The organism is Paraburkholderia caffeinilytica, from assembly GCF_003368325.1.
Taxonomy (GTDB): domain Bacteria; phylum Pseudomonadota; class Gammaproteobacteria; order Burkholderiales; family Burkholderiaceae; genus Paraburkholderia; species Paraburkholderia caffeinilytica.
The window spans coordinates 3,553,673-3,574,582 of the sequence record NZ_CP031466.1; the positions used below are offsets into that span (position 1 = coordinate 3,553,673).

At 62.8% G+C, this 20,910-nt stretch carries 18 protein-coding genes and 1 pseudogene; 2 read left to right on the forward strand and 17 right to left on the reverse strand.

What is annotated here, in order from left to right:
* Positions 1-172: 172 nt before the first annotated feature.
* The 4 genes from DSC91_RS15645 to DSC91_RS15655 all read right to left on the reverse strand — a co-directional run bounded on the left by DSC91_RS15645 (position 173) and on the right by DSC91_RS15655 (position 3,755).
* Entirely contained in the window at positions 173-829 is a 657-nt protein-coding gene (locus DSC91_RS15645; protein WP_115779560.1) for a peroxiredoxin, read from the reverse strand.
* 307 nt (positions 830-1,136) lie between these two features.
* Positions 1,137-1,286: a hypothetical protein gene (locus DSC91_RS37515; RefSeq protein WP_162831408.1), complete on the reverse strand. Its 150-nt coding sequence runs from the start codon at positions 1,284-1,286 to the stop codon at positions 1,137-1,139.
* Positions 1,287-1,354: 68 nt separating this feature from the next.
* Positions 1,355-2,557, reverse strand: a complete 1,203-nt coding sequence (locus DSC91_RS15650; protein WP_115779561.1) for an NAD-dependent formate dehydrogenase — start codon at positions 2,555-2,557, stop codon at positions 1,355-1,357.
* Positions 2,558-2,714: 157 nt separating this feature from the next.
* A complete protein-coding gene (locus DSC91_RS15655; RefSeq protein ID WP_229758356.1) occupies positions 2,715-3,755 on the reverse strand; it encodes a LysR family transcriptional regulator in 1,041 nt (346 codons plus the stop codon).
* Between the two features lie 98 nt (positions 3,756-3,853).
* Between DSC91_RS15655 and DSC91_RS15660 the strand changes: the two genes are divergently transcribed.
* Positions 3,854-4,513, forward strand: coding sequence for a M24 family metallopeptidase (locus tag DSC91_RS15660; protein ID WP_115779563.1), 660 nt, complete (start codon positions 3,854-3,856; stop codon positions 4,511-4,513).
* 86 nt (positions 4,514-4,599) lie between these two features.
* Here the strand turns inward: DSC91_RS15660 and DSC91_RS15665 are convergent, their stop codons facing one another.
* Together DSC91_RS15665 and DSC91_RS15670 are read right to left on the reverse strand one after the other, a co-directional pair.
* Positions 4,600-6,093 carry a sensor histidine kinase gene (locus DSC91_RS15665; protein WP_115779564.1) on the reverse strand — a complete coding sequence of 498 codons (1,494 nt, stop codon included), beginning with the start codon at positions 6,091-6,093 and terminating at the stop codon, positions 4,600-4,602.
* Positions 6,090-6,845: a response regulator transcription factor gene (locus DSC91_RS15670; protein WP_115779565.1), complete on the reverse strand. Its 756-nt coding sequence runs from the start codon at positions 6,843-6,845 to the stop codon at positions 6,090-6,092. Before DSC91_RS15670 ends, DSC91_RS15665 begins: the two co-directional genes overlap by 4 nt.
* A gap of 252 nt (positions 6,846-7,097) precedes the next feature.
* On the opposite strand from DSC91_RS15670, the gene DSC91_RS15675 reads away from it, so the two are divergent.
* Entirely contained in the window at positions 7,098-9,017 is a 1,920-nt protein-coding gene (locus tag DSC91_RS15675; RefSeq protein WP_115779566.1) for a cytochrome c biogenesis protein DipZ, read from the forward strand.
* 82 nt (positions 9,018-9,099) lie between these two features.
* On the opposite strand, the gene DSC91_RS15680 is transcribed toward DSC91_RS15675, so the two are convergent.
* From DSC91_RS15680 to DSC91_RS15730, 11 genes and pseudogenes are all read right to left on the reverse strand, one after another.
* Positions 9,100-9,933, reverse strand: coding sequence for an AraC family transcriptional regulator (locus tag DSC91_RS15680; RefSeq protein WP_115779567.1), 834 nt, complete (start codon positions 9,931-9,933; stop codon positions 9,100-9,102).
* Positions 9,934-10,056: 123 nt separating this feature from the next.
* Positions 10,057-11,583: a DHA2 family efflux MFS transporter permease subunit gene (locus DSC91_RS15685; RefSeq protein WP_115779568.1), complete on the reverse strand. Its 1,527-nt coding sequence runs from the start codon at positions 11,581-11,583 to the stop codon at positions 10,057-10,059.
* Between the two features lie 206 nt (positions 11,584-11,789).
* Positions 11,790-12,023: pseudogene (locus DSC91_RS15690) on the reverse strand (glutathione S-transferase N-terminal domain-containing protein); the annotation flags it as partial.
* A gap of 88 nt (positions 12,024-12,111) precedes the next feature.
* Complete coding sequence (locus DSC91_RS15695; protein ID WP_115779569.1) at positions 12,112-13,752, reverse strand: AMP-binding protein; 1,641 nt, start codon at positions 13,750-13,752, stop codon at positions 12,112-12,114.
* Positions 13,753-13,828: 76 nt separating this feature from the next.
* On the reverse strand, positions 13,829-14,224 hold the full coding sequence (locus tag DSC91_RS15700; protein WP_115779570.1) for a RidA family protein: 396 nt from the start codon (positions 14,222-14,224) through the stop codon (positions 13,829-13,831).
* A complete protein-coding gene (locus DSC91_RS15705; RefSeq protein ID WP_115779571.1) occupies positions 14,221-14,664 on the reverse strand; it encodes an acyl-CoA thioesterase in 444 nt (147 codons plus the stop codon). Before DSC91_RS15705 ends, DSC91_RS15700 begins: the two co-directional genes overlap by 4 nt.
* Complete coding sequence (locus DSC91_RS15710; protein WP_373291946.1) at positions 14,661-15,851, reverse strand: acyl-CoA dehydrogenase family protein; 1,191 nt, start codon at positions 15,849-15,851, stop codon at positions 14,661-14,663. Before DSC91_RS15710 ends, DSC91_RS15705 begins: the two co-directional genes overlap by 4 nt.
* Before the next feature lie 19 nt (positions 15,852-15,870).
* The gene (locus DSC91_RS15715; RefSeq protein WP_115779573.1) at positions 15,871-16,722 is read right to left on the reverse strand and encodes an enoyl-CoA hydratase family protein; all 852 of its coding nucleotides are present in this window, start codon (positions 16,720-16,722) and stop codon (positions 15,871-15,873) included.
* A gap of 54 nt (positions 16,723-16,776) precedes the next feature.
* Entirely contained in the window at positions 16,777-17,334 is a 558-nt protein-coding gene (locus tag DSC91_RS15720) for a MarR family winged helix-turn-helix transcriptional regulator (RefSeq protein WP_115779574.1), read from the reverse strand.
* Positions 17,331-18,104: an SDR family NAD(P)-dependent oxidoreductase gene (locus DSC91_RS15725; protein ID WP_115779575.1), complete on the reverse strand. Its 774-nt coding sequence runs from the start codon at positions 18,102-18,104 to the stop codon at positions 17,331-17,333. The genes DSC91_RS15720 and DSC91_RS15725 overlap by 4 nt, the downstream gene beginning before the upstream one ends.
* Complete coding sequence (locus DSC91_RS15730; RefSeq protein ID WP_115779576.1) at positions 18,101-20,473, reverse strand: bifunctional salicylyl-CoA 5-hydroxylase/oxidoreductase; 2,373 nt, start codon at positions 20,471-20,473, stop codon at positions 18,101-18,103. The genes DSC91_RS15725 and DSC91_RS15730 overlap by 4 nt, the downstream gene beginning before the upstream one ends.
* Positions 20,474-20,910 lie beyond the last annotated feature (437 nt).

Sequence of the window (20,910 nt, forward strand, 5' to 3'; positions counted from 1 at the left end):
CGCTTTTGCGAGCGGTTAAGGATCGCGGCCCATGGGGCGTCGCTAAACTGTCCTGCAGGCAGTCGAATTGGCCGCACCCCGTTCAGCGAGCCGGGCACGTGAATGCACCCGGACCCGCATCGGCCGCCGTATTCGCACTATTGGGCGTTTGCCGCTCCAATCAATGAGCGCTTTACTTCGGTTGCGTAACGTATCGCAGGTAAGGCTTCACGGTTTTGAAGCCCTGCGGATATTTTTGCATCGCGGCATCGTTGGACACGGACGTTGGAATGATCACGTCTTCACCCGGTTTCCAGTTCACCGGCGTTGCCACCGTGTGTTTCGCGTTGAGTTGCAGGGCGTCGAGCAGCCGCAGCACTTCGTCGAAATTGCGGCCTGCGCTCATCGGATAGACAAGCATGGCTTTGACCTTCTTGTCCGGCCCGATGAGAAATACCGAGCGTACGGTCGCGTTGTCCACCGCGGTGCGGGGGCCGCCGCCACTTGCCTCGGGATGAATCATGTCGTAGAGCTTCGCGACGGTCAGGTCCGAGTCGCCGATCAGCGGGTAGTTGATCGCGTGCCCCTGCGTCTCGGCGATGTCCTTGACCCACTCCCTGTGGTCACTGACGGGATCGACGCTGAGTCCGATAATTTTTGTGTTGCGCTTATCGAATTCTGGCTTGAGACCCGCCAGGTAGCCGAGTTCCGTCGTGCAAACGGGCGTGAAATCCTTCGGGTGCGAAAACAGGATCACCCATTGGTCTCCGATCCATTCGTGAAAACGGATCGTCCCTTCGGTGGTTTCGGCGGTGAAATCGGGAGCGTCTTCTCCAAGTCGAATCGACATCATCAGTCTCCATAGGGTGGGTGCACCCAGGTGCCCGTGCCGAAGTCGGCGTGACGTCCCCCGGGCTGCCTGGGTGTTGAGTGGCAATTGGTCTGACCAGAGATACCCTCCGGCACGTTGCGCCGTATCGTGCCGGAAGACCATCTGCGGACGCAGCAAAATTCGAAGGCGCTCAAAAAGCCGTGATGCGGGATAGACATCGGGACGCGCTGCGGATCGCACCTATAGCGTAGAACAAAAAAGACTTTCTCTGTAGGTAGGTTCTAGGGCGGATCCGCCGTTGTGACGGCAATGGTGGCGCTGACGGTCAACGCCGCCGGCCGGATGTCAGCTTGCCGATCGTGCCGAGCACGCCGATCGCAAGGGGGCCACCTGGAAACCCTGGTATCGCCGACAGGGCGACATGGCGAAACGCGGAGCGGGAACCGACCGCCGCTGACCCGGGAAGACTTTGCATGGTACTCCGGCGTGGGCCGCGTGCCGTCCGCGCGGCTGATCCACGCTTGACGGCACGCGGCAACAGGGTCAGGCAGCCTTGAAGCGGCGGGCCTCTTCGGAACCCGTCGTCGCGTTGCCCGCCGAGTACGAATGGGCGCCCACGCCCGCGAGTTGTCCGCCATCGACAATCAGATATTCGTCGCGAATCGGCCGCTTGCCGAACCAGCACTCGAGAATTTCGCGTGTGCCGGCCGCGTATCGCGTCTGTGCCGACAAGGTCGTACCCGACGTGTGCGGCGTCATCCCCTGATGCGGCATCGTGCGCCACGGATGATCGCGCGGTGCGGGTTGCGGGAACCACACATCGCCCGCGTAGCCGGCCAGTTGTCCGCTTTCGAGCGCGCGAACAATCGCGTCGCGGTCGCAGATCTTGCCGCGCGCCGTGTTGATGATGTACGCGCCGCGCTTCATCTTCGCGATCATTTTTTCGTCGAACAGATGTTCGGTTTCCGGATGCAACGGACAGTTGATCGTCACGACATCGCATACCTTCACCATCGATTCGACGTCCGGATGCCAGATCGCACCCAGCTCGCGTTCCACCTCCGCCGGCAGACGATGCCGGTCCGTGTAGTGAAGCTTGACGTCGAAAGCCTTGAGCCTGCGCAGCACCGCCGCGCCGATGCGCCCGGCTGCAACCGTGCCGACATGCATGCCTTCGAGATCGTATGCCCGCTCGACGCAATCGGCGATATTCCAGCCGCCTTGCTTCACCCACTCGTGTGAAGGCAGATAGTTGCGGACCTGAGAGAGGATCATCATCACCACGTGTTCCGCGACGCTGATGCTGTTGCAGTACGTCACCTCGGCGACCGTGATGCCGCGCTCGATCGCCGCTTGCAAATCGACGTGATCGGAGCCGATGCCGGCGGTCAACGCGAGCTTGAGCCTGGGTGCCTTGGCAATGCGTTCCGCCGTCAGATAGGCGGGCCAGAACGGCTGCGAAATGACGACCTCCGCATCGTGCAACTCACGTTCGAAAACCGAGTCCGGGCCGTCCTTGTCGGACGTGACGACCAGCGTATGTCCTTGCGACTCGAGAAAACGACGCAGCCCCAGTTCGCCGGATACGCTGCCGAGCAGCTGCCCCGGCGTGAAATCGATCGCCTCGGGCGTCGGCGCTGTCTGACCGTCGTGATAGCGGGTGATTGCCGGAATGTCGTCGCGTGCATACTTTTTCGGCATGCCGCCGACCGGGTCGTCATACAGTACACAAAGCACCTTGGCCATGTTGTCTCACTCCACTCAATGCAATAGTGATCCGGCGTCATGCATCTGCCGGGTGGATCGATGCGTGACATCGACCGGCACAGTGTCTGTGAGGGAAGCGGGCCCGGTCCAATCGTTTGGACGGATTGGCTGATAACCTGTGCTTATCAAGCGTCGTTCATTGCAACGCCGCGATATCCGCCTTCTGAAGCAATGCATCGAAGGACTGCTGCAGGTCGAGTCTTTCTGCGGCAGTCCACATGGCAGCCGCCAGCGGCGGCATCGACGGAGAATTGCGCGTGATCAGGCCAATCTCGCGCGTCAGTTCGGGTAACAACGGTGTTGCGTTGACGCTGGTCCGGGAGTCGAGCACGCTCAACAGGCTGTGCGGCAGGATGCTGTATAAGCCGGCGTGTTGCACGTTCGAATACAGCGCGAGCAACGAATCCGTTTCGAGTACGACGGTTGGCTGAACGCCGGCGCGGCGAAATGCAGCATTGATGACTTGCCGGTTCTGCATCGTGGTGCCCAGCAGGCAGAACGGCAGTTCGCCGAGCGCGTCCCAGCGGTTCAGAGCCGGGTTCGCGGGCGAGTCGGGAGGAGACAGCAGGAAGTAACGCTCGCGATACAGCGGCAGAACGGCAAAACCGGCTTGTACGCGATCATCCAGATAGGTGAAGCCGATATCCAGTTCGTAGTCGTCCAGCTGGCGCAGGATGGTGTCGGCGCTCAGCGAGCGCGCGGCGTATCGGATCGCGGCGTGATCCGCCCGGCACGCTCCCAGCAGGAGGCCGACAATAGGCATCGTCGTCGGAATGACGCCGATGCGGATGGTGCCGGTCAACCGCACCTGGGCGGCCGACGCGTCCTGCCGCATGTGTTCGAGTGTCGCGAGCGTCTGACGGGCCCATCCGAGCACTCGCTCGCCTTCCTCGGTGAAGCCGATGAAGCGTCTGCCGCGTCTGACAATGACCAGGCCCAACTCCGCCTCGAGGCTTCGAATCGCCGAGGACAGCGCCGGTTGCGAAACATGGCTCAGCTCGGCAGCCTTGGCGAAATGCTGTTCCTGCGCAAGCGTAACCAGATAATGAAGTTGACGGATGAACATGGCGCTCCCTGGATACCGGCAGATGCCGTTTGCACATGCCCGCCTCGTTATATCACATGGAATATAGCGACTGCGTGTGCTCCGAGCGGACCGGCGCACGCCATTTCGCACGAAATGGCCGTCTCCACTACGCACAATCGATAGAAACAGAACGTGGACACCGGCGCGTTCGATCGTTATATTCAGACGGATATAACCGGAGAAGATGGATGGAAGCAGCGGCGAAACAGGCGGTCGGAAGCAAATACGTGCTTGAGTCGATGAAATATGCGCAGGGCCGAACGTGGGCGGTGGTGGAGCGGCTGGCGCAGCGGGTCCAGCCCGGCATGCTCGAGTCGGAGGCGACGGCCGAATGCAAGAACGTATTGAACGAGTTGGGCATGGATCGTATCTGGCATCCGGTGCTGGTGCGCTTTGGCGAGAACACGCTGAAGACTTTCAAGCAGCGCTCGGATGGCGACCCACGACTCAAGGAAGACGATATATTCTTCGTCGACCTGGGCGTCGTCTGGGATCAGCATGAAGGCGATGCGGGCGCGACCTTCGTGGTCGGCCACGATGCGGAGATGAAGGCTTGTGCCGACGCGGCGAAGACCGTGTTCGACGAAGTGGAGCATCACTGGCGCTCGACGCGTGCGGGAGGCAAAGCCCTGTATGACTTCGCGGCGCAGCGTGCAGCGGCGCTCGGATGGCGTTTGAATCTGGATATCAAGGGCCACCGTGTCAGCGACTTTCCGCACGCGATCTACAAAGCGGGAGATCTTGGCGATTTTGCGGAGTGCCCGGATGCCGGCCTGTGGATTCTTGAAATCCAGCTCGCACATCCGACTCGGCCGTTCGGGGCGTTCTATGAGGACTTGCTGGTCTGATTGCGCCAGTCAACCGTTACGCCGGCAAACGGCAAACGGCAAACGGCAAACGGCAAACGGCAAACGGCAAACGGCCAGACGACCGGTCAGAGCGGGATGCCGGCGACAGCCGGCTTCTCGGTGGTCGGCAGTTCGAAACAGAATGCCGTGCCCGCTCCCGCGCGCTCGACGAGGCGTATCTGGCTGTGATGCAACTGCAGCATGCGTTGTACGATCAGCAGTCCGAGTCCGCCGCCGCGATGCGCGCCACCTGAGTTGAACGGACGTTCGAACAGCCCTTCGCGTTGCTCCATTGGAATGCCGGGACCGGTATCGCTAACGGTGACCGATACCTTGCCGTCCTTGTGCGCGAGATCGACATCGATCGATCCGTCGGCGGGCGTGTGGCGAATCGCGTTGTCGAGCAGGTTCGTCAGCACGCGCTCGATCATCCCCAGATCGGCGTAGACGGTCGGCAGGCGAGGGGGAAAGCCTGCGCGCAACCGGATGTTCCGCGCCTCCGCCGGTAACTCGAATTTCTGGAAGACATCCTGGACCAGATCGATCAGCGAGAATGGTTCCAGTGCGGGTTGCACGTTGCCGTGTTCGAGCCGCGCGAGTTCGAATAGCGCCTGCGCGAGCCGCCCGACCTTGACGCTCTGTGCAAGCGCAATCGCCAGATAGCGTTTGCGCTCCGTTTCGCCGAGTGTCTCGGACTTGAGCGACAGCGTCTCGAGGTAGCCGTGCAGCGAGGTCAGCGGCGTGCGCAGGTCGTGCGAAATATTGGCGATCAACTCGCGCCGCTGCTGATCCTGGCGCGTCAGCGCACGCCACTGGTCGCCGATGCGGTTGGCCATTTGCGCGAAGGTCGCTTCGAGTACGCCGATCTCGTCGCGCCGTCCAGCAGGCGACGAGCGTGGCACTGCCGGCTGGGTGTCCGGCTCGCCATCGGCATCGAAACGGCGCATGGCGTCGGTGAGGCGACGTAGCGGTCGCGTGATCAGGCCGAATGCCGTCAAGCCTGCAAGCAATCCCAGTAGCGCGACCAGCCCCATCGACCAGAGCGTGGTACGCAGCACCGAGCTGGCGGCCACGCGCGCGGCGAGCGCATCGTGTTCCTCGCCGAGCAGGACCACGTAGATATAACCGGACGGCGCTTGCCCGCTCAATTGCAGCGGCGCGGCGCTAAACACCTTCTTCCCGTCGACGCTGCGCGGATCGTCGCCGAGGATCGGCAACGCCTCACCGGCGACGAATTGGCGGATCGGCGCCAGATCCACCTGAGCGCGCTTGACGTGGCCCGCGGGGGCATCGTCGCCCTCGATGCGCCCCTGGTTGTCGAGCAGGTACACCTCGACGCTCGGATTCACCATCATCAACTGGCCGAACAGTTGGCGCACCGCGTCGGGCCGCAAACCGTTCGCGTCCATCAGCGTGGTGCGATGCGCGATATGGTTGGCGAGATCCTTCGACAGGCGCTGCACCACTTCCTTTTCGTGCAGGTCGCTCGAACGGATCTGCAGCCATGCCGACGCGCCGCAGCACGCCAGCAGCAGCGCGGAGAAAACCAGCGAGAGCCGCTGGGTCAGCGTCAGGTTCATGGCGTGTTCCCATGTGCGCCGGCGGGCGCGGGTCCATCGCCCGGCATGCCTGGCGTAGCCAGCTTGTAGCCGCGCCCCCACACGGTCAGGATGCGCTCGGGCTGGGCGGGATCGGTCTCGATCTTTGCGCGCAGGCGGTTGATGTGGGTGTTGACGGTGTGTTCGTAGCCCTCGTGCTGGTAGCCCCACACGGCATTGAGCAGGTCCATCCGCGAGAACACTTTGCCGGGATGCTGCGCGAAGAAATACAGCAGGTCGAATTCACGCGGCGTCAGTTCAATCGGCTTGCCTTCGACTGCCGCTTCGCGCGCCAGCGGGTCGATCGTGAGGCCGGCGATCTGCAGGCTGCCCGCGTCGATGCGCGAGTCTTTCGCCATGGCTTCGACGCGCCGCAGCAAGGCCTTGACGCGTGCAACCAGTTCGAGCACCGAGAACGGCTTGGCCAGGTAGTCGTCGGCGCCGAGTTCGAGGCCGAGGATCCGGTGCACTTCGCTCGACCGTGCGCTGGTGATGATGATCGGCGTATAGCGCGTCATCGCGCGGGCGCGCCGGCAGATTTCCAGACCGTCGACGCCCGGCAGCATCAGGTCGAGGATCAGCGCGTCCCAGCCGCCTTGCTCCAGCAGGCGCAGCCCTTCGCTGCCGTCGGCGCTGTGCACGACTTCGTAACGTTCATCGCGCAGATGCAGGCTCAGCACGTTGGCGATGTCGACGTCGTCTTCAACGATCAGGATGCGCTTCGGTTGGTCCATGGAAGGCTGTAGCCGCGGGTAAGGGCGTGGTTCGGAGCGGTGGAAAGAATGCGCCCGCAAAAAAACGGGCCGTTGCGCCATTGTGCAAAATTTCCGGGCGGCGAGTTATCACATTTAATTTAACTTTTCGTGAGGACTTTGACACCCCCCGCGCCCTAGGATGTGGGCACTTTCCGCTCGCTTTCCGCTGATTCGCAGCGTACCCAAGCGCGTATCCACCCTAACCGACTTACAACAACGCCCGGAATCGACATGTTACTTATCGTTCTTGCCTATCTTGGCGGCGCTCTGACGATCCTCAGTCCCTGCATCCTGCCGGTGCTGCCATTTGTGTTCGCGCGCGCCGATCAGCCTTTTGTGCGTAGCGGGCTGCCCTTGCTTGCCGGCATGGCGCTGACGTTTGCCATCGTCGCGACTCTCGCCGCCGTGGGTGGCGGCTGGGTCACGCAGGCCAACCAGTATGGCCGCTGGCTCGCGATCGCCTTGCTCGCCGTCTTCGGACTGACGCTGCTGCTGCCGCGTTTCGCGGATCATCTGATGCGCCCGCTGGTGAGCGCCGGCAATCGCCTGTCGAATTTCGCGCAGGGCGACGGTCAACAGGTTCGCGCGGGATCGTCCTTTCTGCTGGGCATTGCCACCGGCTTGCTGTGGGCGCCGTGCGCCGGCCCGATTCTCGGCCTGGTGCTGACCGGTGCGGCATTGCGGGGCGCGAGCGTCGGCACCACGCTGTTGCTGGCGGCCTATGCGGCCGGCGCCGCGACTTCGCTTGCGGTGGCGCTGCTGATCGGTGGCCGGGTGTTCACGGCGATGAAACGCTCGCTCGGCGCGGGCGAGTGGATTCGCCGCGGGATCGGTGCGGCGATGCTGGCCGGCGTGGTGGCGATTGCGTTCGGGCTCGACACCGGCGTATTGGCGCGCGTATCGACCATCGCCACTGGCGGCATCGAACAGAAACTGGTCGACACGCTTTCGCCCGGTGCAACGCCGGCCAATCCGGCAGCGGGTAACAGGACCAACGCATCGGCCACCGCGCCGGCCACCGCGCCGGCCACCGCATCGGCCACCGCATCGGCCAACCCAGCGGCCAATGCATCAGGCAATGATGCTGCGATAACGGCCAACCCAGCCGCCGATGCAAGCGGCGCCGGTACGATGATGCGTGCCTCGCAAGGCGCACCAGGCGGCGCGGCTGCATTGCCCGTCGAAGGCGTGCTGCCGACCTTGAACGGCGCCGTCCAGTGGCTGAATTCACCGTCGCTGACGGTTCAGGACCTGCGCGGCAAAGTCGTGCTGGTCGATTTCTGGACGTACTCGTGCATCAACTGCCTGCGTTCGCTGCCGTACGTGAAAGCGTGGGCGCAGAAATACAAGGACCAGGGGCTCGTCGTCATCGGCGTGCATGCGCCGGAATTCGCGTTCGAACGCAATATCGACAACGTGAAGAAGGCCGTCCACGACCTCGGCGTCGACTATCCCGTCGCGATCGACAACAACTACGCGATCTGGCGCGCGCTGAACAATCAGTACTGGCCGGCCCATTATTTCGTCGACGGCAAAGGGCAGATTCGCTATCACCATTTCGGCGAAGGCGACTACGCGGAATCCGAGAAGGTGATCCAGGAATTGCTGACCGAGGCAGGGCATGCGAATGCGTCGAAGGTCGCAATCGGCATCGGCGGCACGGGCGCGCAAGGCGTGCAAGCAGCGGCCGACAACGCCGACATGCAGTCGCCGGAGACCTATATCGGATACGAGCGTGCCGAGAATTTCACGTCGCCTGGCGGCGCAGCGGAAGACAAGGTTCACACCTACACGGCGCCGTCACAGCCCGCCGTCAACGATTGGGGGCTGGCCGGCGCGTGGAATGTGGGCGCCGAACACGCGACGCTCGCGGCGGCATCCGGGCGCATCGTCTATCGCTTCCATGCGCGTGATCTGCATCTGGTGCTCGGTCCGGGCAAGGACGGCAAGCCGGTTCGCTTCCGCGTGAGCGTGGATGGCGCCGCACCGGGCGCGGCACATGGAACGGACGTCGCCGCCGACGGCAGCGGCACGGTTACCGAGCAGCGTCTCTATCAACTCGTGCGGCAAACCGGCGATGTTGCGGATCACACGTTCTCGATCGAGTTTCTGGATCCGGGCGTGCAAGCGTACGCATTCACGTTTGGCTGAGTTTGGTTGCTGGTCGCGGGCGGTGTTGAAACTGCCGCGGTCACGATCGAGGGATGGCCGGGCAAGCCGGCCATCCTTCTAATCAAGCCTTCAACGGCAACCAGATTTCGAGTCCGCCCATGCCGCTGACGGGATCGAACTTCTCGTCATAGCGCTCGAAGTTCGGGGCATCGGCGGGAATATGTCCCGATGCCGGCAGCCACTGATTCCAGATCGTGTTCCAGGTGCGCCGCACGGTCGAGATGTGCTCGCGGTGGCTGAATACCGCGTAGCGTTGCGGGGCAATGCGCAAGCGGCCCAGTTCGGCAGGCAATGACGAGAAGTCGCTGACTTCGACGCCGCACAGATAGTCGATATTGCCGGCGTCGTCGGCGTTGTAGCAGACGCCATACGCGACGTTGCCGACCTGGCCTGGCACTCTGCCGAAGTAGTCGCCAAAGCGCTGCCACTGCGAGGGAATCGCGGCGCAGGTTTCGCCTGTATAGCGCTCGCTCAGGCCCGCGACGAGAAACGGTTTGCCGTCTTCGAAACGCGGCGGTTCCAGATGCGTGAGAAGGGTTTCGTCCATTTTGATCGGCTCCACGATGGCAATGTTGTCGAGGTGACCACGCGCGCGAAGCGCTTCGGGCGTGAGTCCGAATTGCTCGCGAAACGCACGCGTGAATGCTTCGTGAGAGCCGTAGCCGGCGTCGATGGCGACCGTCAGGATATCGGGTGCACCGTCGGCGAGACGCCGTGCCGCTTCGCTCAGGCGGCGCGCGCGAACATAGCGCATCACCGAAAGCCCCGTAGCCGCGTCGAAAGCACGGGTCAGGTGAAAACGCGACACGCATCCACAGTGGGCGATGTCGTCGAGCGTCAACTCACGGGCAAAGTGGCTTTCGATAAACCAGAGCGCTTTTCCAACGGGGTTCATTTCGGCTCTCATGTCAGCATGAAGCCAGCATAGCCAAGCGCGATGCGGCGCATTTGATCGCGTTTGCGGTTTTGCGGATGGCGCTCGATTGATCGCGATCGGCCTGGTTTCAAGTGGAGCAGGTCAGTAGTTTTCGGTCGCCGCCGCATTACCGGCGCCATGCGACGGCGCTGCTGCGGGTCCCTCGTGAGCGTGTGCATCCACATCCACATCCGCATCCGCATCCGCATGCGCGTTCGCGCCACCGGGTTGCCCCGGGCGCAGCAGCAAGCCGCCCAGTACCCCCGCCGCCGCTGCGAAAATTGCACCGAACAAAAACGCTACGTGGTAGCCGCTATTGAGCGCCGTCACCGCGTTCCCGGATGCTTGCATCGCGTCACTGCGCGCGGCAGCGAGACTCGCGAGCACGGCAAGACCGAGTGCGCCGCCCATCATGAACGACGTATTGACGATTCCGGAAGCGAGGCCCGAGTCGCTGGGGTCGACGTCGCTCATGGCGGCCAGCAACACGGGATTGAACGCGATGCCCGCGCCGAAGCCGAGCAGGATCATGCCGGGCAGTACGTCAAGCACGAAGCTGCCATTGACCGGTGCGCGCGCAAACAGCGCGAGGCCACACGCCGCGGCCAGCAGCCCGACGGCAAGCGGCGCGCGCAGACCGAAGCGCATCACCACGCGAGCCGACAGGCCCAGCGAAAAGAACGCCATGATCAGATTGGCCGGCAGAAACGCGAGGCCGACCTGCAAGGGCTGATAGCCGAGCACGCGCTGCAGATACAGCGCGGAGATGAAGAACCATGCGAACATCGCCGCCGCCCACAGTACGCCGACCACATTGGCGGTCGCGACATTGCGCAGGCGGAACAGACCGAGCGGCATCAACGGATGCTGCACGCGCGCCTCGATCACGAGAAACACCGCCAGCAGCGCGAGCGCGGCGAACAGCAGGCCGAGCGTCTGCGCCGAGGTCCAGCCGGCTTCATTGCCGTTCACGATCGCGTACACAGCGAGCATCAGCGAAGCCGTGACGGTCGCCGCGCCGGCCACGTCGAGCCGTTCGCCATGAGCATGACCGCGTGCCGACGGCAGGAGCGCGAGGCACAGCGCGTAGACGGCGATGCCAATGGGCAGGTTGACGAGAAAGATCCAGTGCCAGCTCAGCAGGTTGGTCAGCAGACCGCCGAGCAGCACGCCGATGCTGCCGCCACCCGCGCAGACGAAACCGTATATGCCCATCGCTTTCGCCCGTTCGCCGGTCTCGGTGAACAGATTCATGATCAGCGACAGCGAAACAGCGGAGACGACTGCGCCGCCCAGACCCTGTACGGCGCGTGCGCATACCAGCAGGAATTGCGAATTCGCCAGGCCGCATGCGAGCGACGCCAGCGTGAACAGTGTGATGCCGCCGAGGAACAGCTTGCGGTGGCCATAGAGATCGCCCAGCCGCCCGCCAAGCAGCAGACAGCCGCCGAAGGTAAGCATGTACGCATTGACCACCCACACCAGCGAGGTCTCGGTAAAGCCGAGGTCCGCGGCGATCGACGGCAAGGCAACGTTCACGATCGTCGTATCGAGCACGATCATGAGCACGCCGAGGCACAGAACGATCAGCGCCAGCCAGCGTGTGTTGCCGTGGAGGGAATGGGTCATGCGGGGGCTCCTTTGCCCTGGTCGATCGGACGCGAGCAGATGCCAACAGACGCAAGCTGATACAAGCGGGTGAAAGCGGATGCCGGACCTGCCGCCACTTGGCGCGAAGCCGGAAGTCCGGTTGGCAAGCCGTTGACGGCAAGGGGAAATTTTAGTCTAGCACCCGCGACTTTTAAGCCACAACTACGAATTCCTGGGCGGCGTTAGCCGTACTTGTTGACCAGATACTCGATGATCGCACCGGATTCGGCGAGCGTCTCGCCCTCGTCGGTAATGACGGGCGACTTGCCGAGCGGCTGGACCGCGCGCAACTCCGGCGGCGCCAGCATCGTTTTCGGATCGCGCGCGTAGCGCTTGATCTCGTACGGCACGCCGAGTTCTTCGAGCAGCCACAACACGCGTTGCGAGCGGGAGTTGTTCAGATGATGGACGATCAGCATGGGTCGATAGACGTTGGCCTGTGGAGTGTCACATCATAGGGGCGTTGTGCCGAGGCGGGGCTCCAGGAAAGAGAGGCTACATGAGCGGCTACCCGAGCGTACGCAATTCAAAGCGTTTGATCTTGCCGGTTTCGGTGCGCGGCAGCGCCCCGATGAACGCGATAACGCGCGGGTATTTATACGGCGCCACGCTGTTTTTCACGAAGTCCTGCAATTGCGCGACCATGTTGTCGTCCGGCGCATAACCTGGGTTCAGCACCACGAAAGCCTTGACGATTTGCCCGCGTGTCTCGTCGGGCACGCCGATCACGCCGCATTCGGCCACCGCCTCGTGTTGCATCAGTACGCTTTCCACTTCCGGCCCGGAGATGTTGTAGCCGGCGGAGACGATCATGTCGTCGGCACGCGCCTGATAGAACACGTAGCCGTCTTCGTCGAGATAGACCGAGTCGCCGGGCAGGTTCCAGCCGTCGCGGACAAACTTCGCTTGCCGCTCGTCAGCGAGATAGCGGCAGCCGGTCGGACCGCGTACCGCGAGTTTGCCGATCGTGCCAGCCGGGACCGGCTGCATGGTGTCGTCTACCGCTTGCACGACGTAGCCCGGCACCGCGCGGCCGATGGCGTGCGGGCGAATCGTGTCGCCTTGCGCCGAGACGAAAATATGGATCAGCTCCGTGCCGCCGATCCCGTCGATCATCTCGATGCCGCTTGCGTCGTGCCATAGGCGGCGCGTCGAATCCGGCAACGCTTCTCCCGCCGAGACGGTTTTCTTCAAGCTCGAGATGTCGTGATGCGCGACGAGCGGCGCCATCTGCCGATAGAACGTCGGCGCGGTGAACATGATCGTTGCATGAAAGCGCTCGACGGTCTGCAGCAAGGTCTCGGGCGTGAGCCGCTCGATCAGCACCGTCGACGCGCCGACGCGCAGCGGAAAGCACAGCAAACCGCCAAGACCGAATGTGAAGGCGAGCGGCGGGGTGCCGCAAAACACATCGCTCGATGAGGGTTTCAGAACATGACGCGGAAACAGATCGCACATCGCCAGCACATCGCGATGAAAGTGCATGCAACCCTTCGGCGCGCCCGTCGTGCCGCTGGTGAAGGCGATCAGGCAGACGTCGTCGGCGGCGGTGTCGCAGGCGGCGAAGTGGTCCGGTTTGTCGATCGCGAGGGTGTCGAGCGAATCGGCGGAATCGTCATGAAACAGGCGCGTTTGTTTCAGGCACGCGCAGTAGAACTCGTCCTGAGGATTGTTGCAGCGCGCGAGTTCGTCGGTCAGGCGCGCATCGCATAACGCGGCGCTGACTTGCGCCTTCTCGATGATCTGCTTGAGTTCTTTCGCCCGCAGCAGCGGCATGGTGGGCACCACCACGAGGCCGGCCTTCAGCGCGGCCAGCGCCGTCACCGCCATATGCAAAGTGTTCGGTCCGCGCAGCAGCACGCGGTTGCCCGGCTGCAAACCCATTTCGCCGACCAGCACGTGCGCGCTGCGATTCACCAGGGCAAGCAACTCGCCATAAGTGGTTGCCTGCGGTTTCCCATCGACGTCCGACCAGATCGCCGGACGATCGCGATGTCCCGCTTCGATCGTTCTGTCGAGCAGTTCCGTTGCGCAGTTGAAGCGCGCCGGGTAAGCAACGTCCGGGTTGTCGAGCAGAAAGACAGGCCATTGATCCTGCGGCGGAAGATTGTCGCGCGCGAAGGTATCGACGTGTGCTGACGGTTCCATCATGGTCTCCCGGACGTTGTGCCGGCTGAATGCGCTTCGGTTGGCTGGGTGGCTAGATATTGCGTATTGCGTGTGCTTACTGGGGGATGACTGCCGTGGCTTCGATCTCGACCTTGGCTTCGTCTTCGATCAATGCGACGACCTGTACCGCGCTCATCGCGATGTCGTAGTCGCCGATCAGTTCGCGAAACGCACGGCCGATGTCTTTCAGCGAGGCGAGGTATTCGCGCTTGTCCGTGACGTACCACGTCAGCCGGACCAGGTGCTCGGGCCTGCCGCCCGCTTCGTGCAGGACGGCGATGACGTTCCTGAGCGCCTGGATCGCCTGTTGTGCGAAGTCGGTGGTCTGAAAACGCGCCTGCTCGTCCCAGCCGATCTGGCCGGCGATGAACACTTGCGTGCCGGATGCCGCGACGCCGTTCGCGTAGCCGCGCGGTTTGATCCAGCCGGCGGGAAGGAGAGCTTTTTTCATGAGCGGTTCGCCTCGATGGATTCAGGCTGTGGAACAAACGCCGCGAGCGCGCTCGCGATGTCTGCGGGAATGTCGATGGATGTGCCGTTTTCGAGCGATGTCGTCACGAGCACCTGTTTCGCACGGAAACGGGTTTCGTCGCCGTGCTGGCCGACGATCTCGATACCGATCGAGCGGCGTCCGACCTTCGTGACATTGAGTGCCAACGTGATCGTCTCGCCCATCTGGCTCGGCCGCGAAAACTCGCAATCGAGTTTGACGATCGGCAAGCCGACGCGGCGTTGCGCGATCATCTGTGCGTAATCGATCTGCAGACCTTCGTTGAACCAGTCTTCGACCAAGGCGTTGGTCATCACCAGATATTGCGGAAAGAACACGATGCCGGCCGGATCGCAGTGCTGGAAGCGGATGCGGACCGGTCTTTCGAAGGTGGGGTTCATTTCGCTGCGTCCTTGACGACTTCCGCGGCGTGGGCCTTCAGGAGATCGCGGCCGACAATCAATTGCTGCACTTCGGTCGCGCCTTCATAGATCCGCAACGCACGAATCTCGCGATACAGCATCTCGACGGCCGTGCCGCTTTGCACGCCCATGCCGCCATACAGTTGCACGGCGGCGTCGATCACCTGTTGCGCGCCTTCGCTTGCGTGCCACTTGGCCATCGCCGCTTCACGCGTCACGCTTTCGCCCTGATCGCGCAGCCAGGCCGCGCGATAGACCAGCAATGCGCCGCTGTCGATCGTCAACGCCATCTGCGCCAGTTTGGCTTGCGTGAGCTGAAAATCGCCGAGCGTCTGGCCGAACATCTTGCGCGACGATGCACGCGAGAGACCTTCAGCCATCGCATGACGTGCAAAGCCCAGCGACGCGGCCGCCACCGACGTACGGAAAATATCCAGCGTACGCATGGCGAGTTTGAAACCTTCACCGGGTGCGCCGAGCATCTGGCGGCGTGGCACGCGTGCGCCGGCAAAGTGCAAACGCGCTAGCGGATGCGGCGCGATCACGTCGATGCGTTCGGCGATTTCCAGGCCCGGCGTGTCGGCATCGACGATGAACGCGGTGATGCCGCGTGCACCCGGCGCTTCGCCGGTTCTCGCGAACACCACATAGAAATCGGCGATGCCGCCGTTCGAGATCCACGTCTTGTCGCCGTCGAGTACGTAGGCGTCGCCTTCTTCGCGTGCTGAGAGGGACATCGCGGCGACGTCCGATCCTGCTTCCGGCTCCGACAAGGCGAAGGCGGCGATCGCTGTACCGTTTGCGACCCGTGGCAAGTAGCGTGTTTTTTGCTCATGCGTGCCGCCGAGCGAGATCGCGCCTGAGCCGAGTCCTTGCATCGCTAATGCGAAATCCGCGAGCCCGGAATGTTTGGCGAGCGTCTCGCGCAGCAGGCACACAGCGCGTGTGTCGATCGTATCGCCGTTTCCGCCATAGGCAACGCCGCCGACACCGTATTTCAGCCAGCCTGCCGACCCGAGCTCGCGGACCAGGCGGCGGCAGGTCGCGTCGACGTCATCGTGTTCCCCATGCGAGAGATTCGCCTGGCACCAGGCTTCGATACCCGTGGCCAGTTCGCGATGGCGCGGCTCGAAAAACGGCCAGGCCAGTGCGCTGTGCAGATCCATATTGCTGTTGGCGTTCAATTCAATCTCCCTCGAATACGGGGCGAGACTTAGCGGCAAACGCGCTATACGCACGTTCGAAATCGCGCGTGCTCATGCAAATTGCCTGGGCTTGCGCTTCGGATTCGATCGCTTCGTCGATGCTCATGCTCCATTCCTGGTGCAGCATGGTCTTCGTGATGCCGTGCGCGAAGGTCGGGCCGGCGACGAGATCGGCGGCGAGCTTCTGTGCGTCCGCGAGGAGCGCTGCCGGTTCGCTCAGCCAGTTGTAGAAACCCCATGCGTGGCCTTCCTCGCCACTCGCCGAGCGGCCGGTGAAGAGCAATTCGGCGGCGCGTCCCTGACCGATGATGCGCGGCAGGATCGCGCAAGCGCCCATGTCGCAACCGGCGAGGCCGACGCGAGAGAACAGAAACGCGAGCTTGCTGCGCGCGGTGCCGAGCCGCATATCGGACGACATCGCCAGGATTGCGCCGGCCCCGGCGCAGACCCCGTCGACCGCGGCAATGATGGGTTGCGGGCAATGGCGCATCGCTTTGACCAGATCGCCTGTCATGCGCGTGAACAGCAGCAGTTCCGGCATCGGCAGATCGATGAGCGGCGCGATGATGTCGTGCACGTCGCCGCCGGAGCAGAAGTTCTCGCCCGCGCCGTGAATCACGATCGCCTTCACATCGGTCGCGTAGGCGAGTTGCCGGAAAAGATCGCGCAACTCCGCATACGATTCGAACGTCAGCGGGTTCTTGCGCTCGGGGCGGTTCAGCGTGATCGTCGCGACCTTGTCGGCGACCGACCAGCCGAAGTGCCGCGCCTCGTAACCGGCGAGCGTCAGGCGATTGCCGGCCAGCAGTGCGTCGGCGTTGGATCGAGTCATGAATGTCTCCCTATTCGGGTCCCATGCGGGATGGTTGCCCGGTGTGAGTGCGGATCAGTCTTTCAGACTGTCGAGCAGATGTTTCTTGAGTTTGCCGAGGCGCTGATGGGTGCGCGATTTTTCGTCGAGGCTCAAGCCGCCGAACAGTTCGACAACCCATTGCTCATGCGCGACGGCCATCTTGTCGAACGCCTTGCGGCCCGCGGGGGTGAGGCACACGCTGATCGAGCGGCGATCGTTGGGATCGGCCTCGCGCGAAACCAGACCTTCTTTTTCGAGTTGATCCGTGATGCCGGTCACGTTGCCGCCCGTCACCATCAAACGGCGGGACAGTTCGGTCATCTTCAGCCCTTCCGGATGACGTTCGAGTTGTGCCATCAGATCGAAACGCGGCAACGTGGTGTCGAATTCATTGCGCAGGCGCTTGCGCAGTTCGGCTTGCACGAGATTGGTCGTGGTCAGCATGCGCAGCCACAAACGCAGGCCCATGTGACTATCGGCGCCGGTGCTCATTTCCAGATCCACGACGTTCTCCGCTGGTTTGGCGACGCCTTTGCGCGGCGGCTTTGCTTCAGCCGCCGCGGGTTTTTTGAGGTTCGATGACTTGGTCACATTACTTCTCCACCGGAGATGGAAATGGATTGGCCCGTGATCGCATCCGAGCCGGGCTGGCAGAGCCAAAGCACGGCATTGGCGACTTGCTCCGGGCTGACGAAGCGATGTTGCGGATTCGAGCGAAGCAAGCTCTCGCGCGCCTGCTGTTCCGTGCGGGAGGTCTTGCTGGTGATCTGTTCGAGCGATGCGTGCAGCAGTTCCGTCTCCGTGTAGCCGGGGCACACGGCATTGACGGTGACGCCTTTCGTCGCGACTTCCAGCGCGAGTGAACGCGTCAGGCCGATCACCCCATGTTTCGCGGCGCAGTAAGCGGCAACGTACGCATAGCCGATTTGCCCCGCCGTGCTCGCGACGTTGACGATGCGGCCGTGGCCACGCTCGAGCATGCCGGGTAACACGGCGCGCGTGCCGAGGAAGACGCCGGTGAGGTTCACGTCGAGCATGCGCTGCCAGAGCGTCATGTCGGTGTGGGTGAAGGGCGCGGCTTGTGCCTGGCCGGCGTTGTTGACGAGGATGTCGATTGCGCCGGCCTCGGCGAATGCCTTGTCGACCGATTCTTCGCGCGTGACGTCGACGCTGATGCAGGCGACCTCGCCGAGCCCGCTGAACTTCTCTCGCTGCGCATCGAGACGTTGCGCATTGCGTCCCATCAAGGTAACGCGCGCGCCGGCGCGCAACAGCGCTTCAGCTACCGCTGCGCCGATGCCGCTGCCGCCGCCCGTGACGACGGCGTGTTGTCCCGCGAGGGTTGTGCTGGGCGTATTCACGTGGTTCCTTCGGCGCGATGCGCGCGTTCTTGCGGCGACAGCCCTGCGTTCGCGGCGGCCTGTGCACGCTCGCGTTCGAGATTGCGTTCGAGTTGCGACTTGGCCGCCGTGTAAGGCTTCGGCCATGTCACATCGAAATAGCCGATTTTTGCGGCTTCGTTCAATGTCCACGACGGATTCGCCAGATGCGGCCGCGCGATTGCACAGAGATCCGCACGGCCCGCTGCGATGATGCTGTTCACGTGGTCCGCTTCCGAGATCGCGCCAACAGCGATCGTTGCGATGCCGGCCTCGTTGCGCACGCGGTCGGCGAATGGCGTCTGGAACATGCGGCCGAACACGGGCTTTTCCTGCTTGCTGACCTGGCCCGACGAGACGTCGATCATATCGGCGCCTGCCGCTTTGAAGGCGCGGGCGATTTGCACGGCGTCGTCGGGCGTGGTGCCGCCTTCGACCCAATCGTTAGCCGAAATACGCACGGAAATCGGCTTGTCTTGCGGCCAGACAGCGCGGATCGCCTTGAAGACCTGCAACGGGTAGCGCAGGCGGTTTTCGAGCGAGCCGCCATATTCGTCCGTGCGATGGTTGGTCAACGGCGACAGAAAGCTCGAGAGGAAATAACCGTGTGCGCAGTGCAGCTCGAGCCAATCGAAGCCGGCCTCGGCGGACATGTGCACGGCGCGTACGAATTGCGCTTCGATTTCACGGAGTTCGTCCTGGGTGGCTTCATGCGAGACCTGGCTGACGCCGCTCAAATATTGTTGCGGCGAAGCGGACACGAGTGGCCAATTCCCTTCGTCAAGCGGCTGGTCGATGCCTTCCCACGCAACGCGCGTCGAGCCTTTTGCGCCGGAGTGCCCCAACTGAATGCCGATCTTCGCATCGGACTGACGGTGCACGAGATCCACGATGCGCTTCCATGCCGTGAGATGTTCCGGTGCATACATGCCCGGACAGGCGGGCGTGATGCGCGCTTCGGGCGACACGCAGGTCATTTCCGTCATGACCAGCCCGGCGCCGCCCATGGCGCGGGCACCGAGATGCATCAGGTGATAGTCGCCGGCGATGCCGTCGACGGCGGAGTATTGCGCCATCGGCGAGACGACTACGCGATTTTTCAGCGTGACGCCACGCAACCTGAAGGGCGTGAACATCGGCGGGACGGAGTGTTGGTCAGGCGTGCGATCAATGCCTGAGCGGTGCGCGAGCCAGTCTTCGAATGTGGAGAGATAGCGTGCGTCACGCTCGCGCAAATTCTCGTGCGAAATGCGCTGTGAACGCGTCAGCAGCGAATAGGCGAACTGTTCCGGTTCGAACGACGTATAGCGGTCGACATGCTCGAACCACTCCGTCGAATTGCGTGCGGCGTTCTGAATGCGCAATACGTCGATGCTGCGGACATCCGTATAGTGCTTCAACGCAGTGGGCAAATCGCCGGGATGCGCGCCGATGCTGTTGGCGAGTTCGATCGAATCTTCGAGCGCGAGCTTGGTGCCCGAGCCGATCGAGAAGTGCGCGGTGTGCGCCGCGTCGCCCATCAGCACGATCGGCGTTTGCGTGCCGTCGGCGTTGGCGCGCCAATGCACCCATTCCTCGTTGACGACGCGCGGGAAGCGAATCCACTGCGATGATCCGCGCAAATGCGCGGCGTTCGATAGCAACGGGTTGCCGTCCAGATACCTGGCGAACAGCTTCTCGCAGAACGCGATGCTGTCCTCCTTGCTCATTTCGTCGAGACCGGCGGCGCGCCACACGCGCTCCGGTGTTTCCACGATAAACGTCGAGGTCTGATCGTCGAAGCGATAGGCGTGGGCCTGGAACCAGCCGAACTCGGTCTCCTCGAAGGCGAACGTGAAGGCGTCGAAGAGTTTTTTGGTACCGAGCCAGACGAAGCGGCAATCGCGCATGTCGACCGCGGGCGTGTAGGTGGCGGCGTACTTCTGGCGGATGGCGCTGTTGGCGCCGTCACAGGCGACGATCAGGTCGGCTTCGTAGACTGCGTCGTCGGTGACCTGGGTTTCGAAAACCAGTTTGACGCCCAGTTCTTCGCAGCGCGCCTGGAGGATATTCAGCAGACGTTTGCGGCCGATGCCGCAGAAGCCGTGGCCCGACGAGCGAACCTGCCTGCCGCGGAAATTGATCTCGATGTCGTCCCAGTGGTTGAAGGCGTCGAGAATCGCGTCCGCGCTGGGGGCGTCGGCGGCGCGCAGGTTGCCGAGCGTCTGGTCGGAGAACACGACGCCCCAGCCGAAGGTGTCATAGGGGCGATTGCGCTCGACCACCGTGACGTCGTATGCCGGGTTCCGGCCCTTCATTAACAGGCCGAAGTACAAGCCGGCCGGGCCGCCGCCGATACATACGATGCGCATGTTGACTCTCCATGTGAACCTTGCTGTGGAAAGTAATTTAGGCTTCGATAGTTTAGATGTCAAGTAAATGGGCGGGCGACGCACATTGAATGAGGGTTTACGTTGATCCTAGAAATGAAAAGTGTCACTTGCGAATAAAAAGTGTTACGTCACTCCGCAATGCGAAATATCGAAATGGTGAGAGCGTAGATCGCTCTGCGGCCGACGGACGGCCAAATCATCAGCGCACTGTCAAGGGCGGGTTCTCAGCCTCGGCTGGATGAGCTATCGAAATACCAACCCTAATTCGCAACTAACGGCGATCAATCCCTTCTGCCGCCATGCGGCGAATGCCGCTCAACCCAGCCTCCAGCACCGCGGAGATTAGCAAGTAGCTCCGCAGCCTCGCCGGCGGTGTCCCGCTTGCGGCGTTCGGCGCGTGAAAACACCAACCGAGC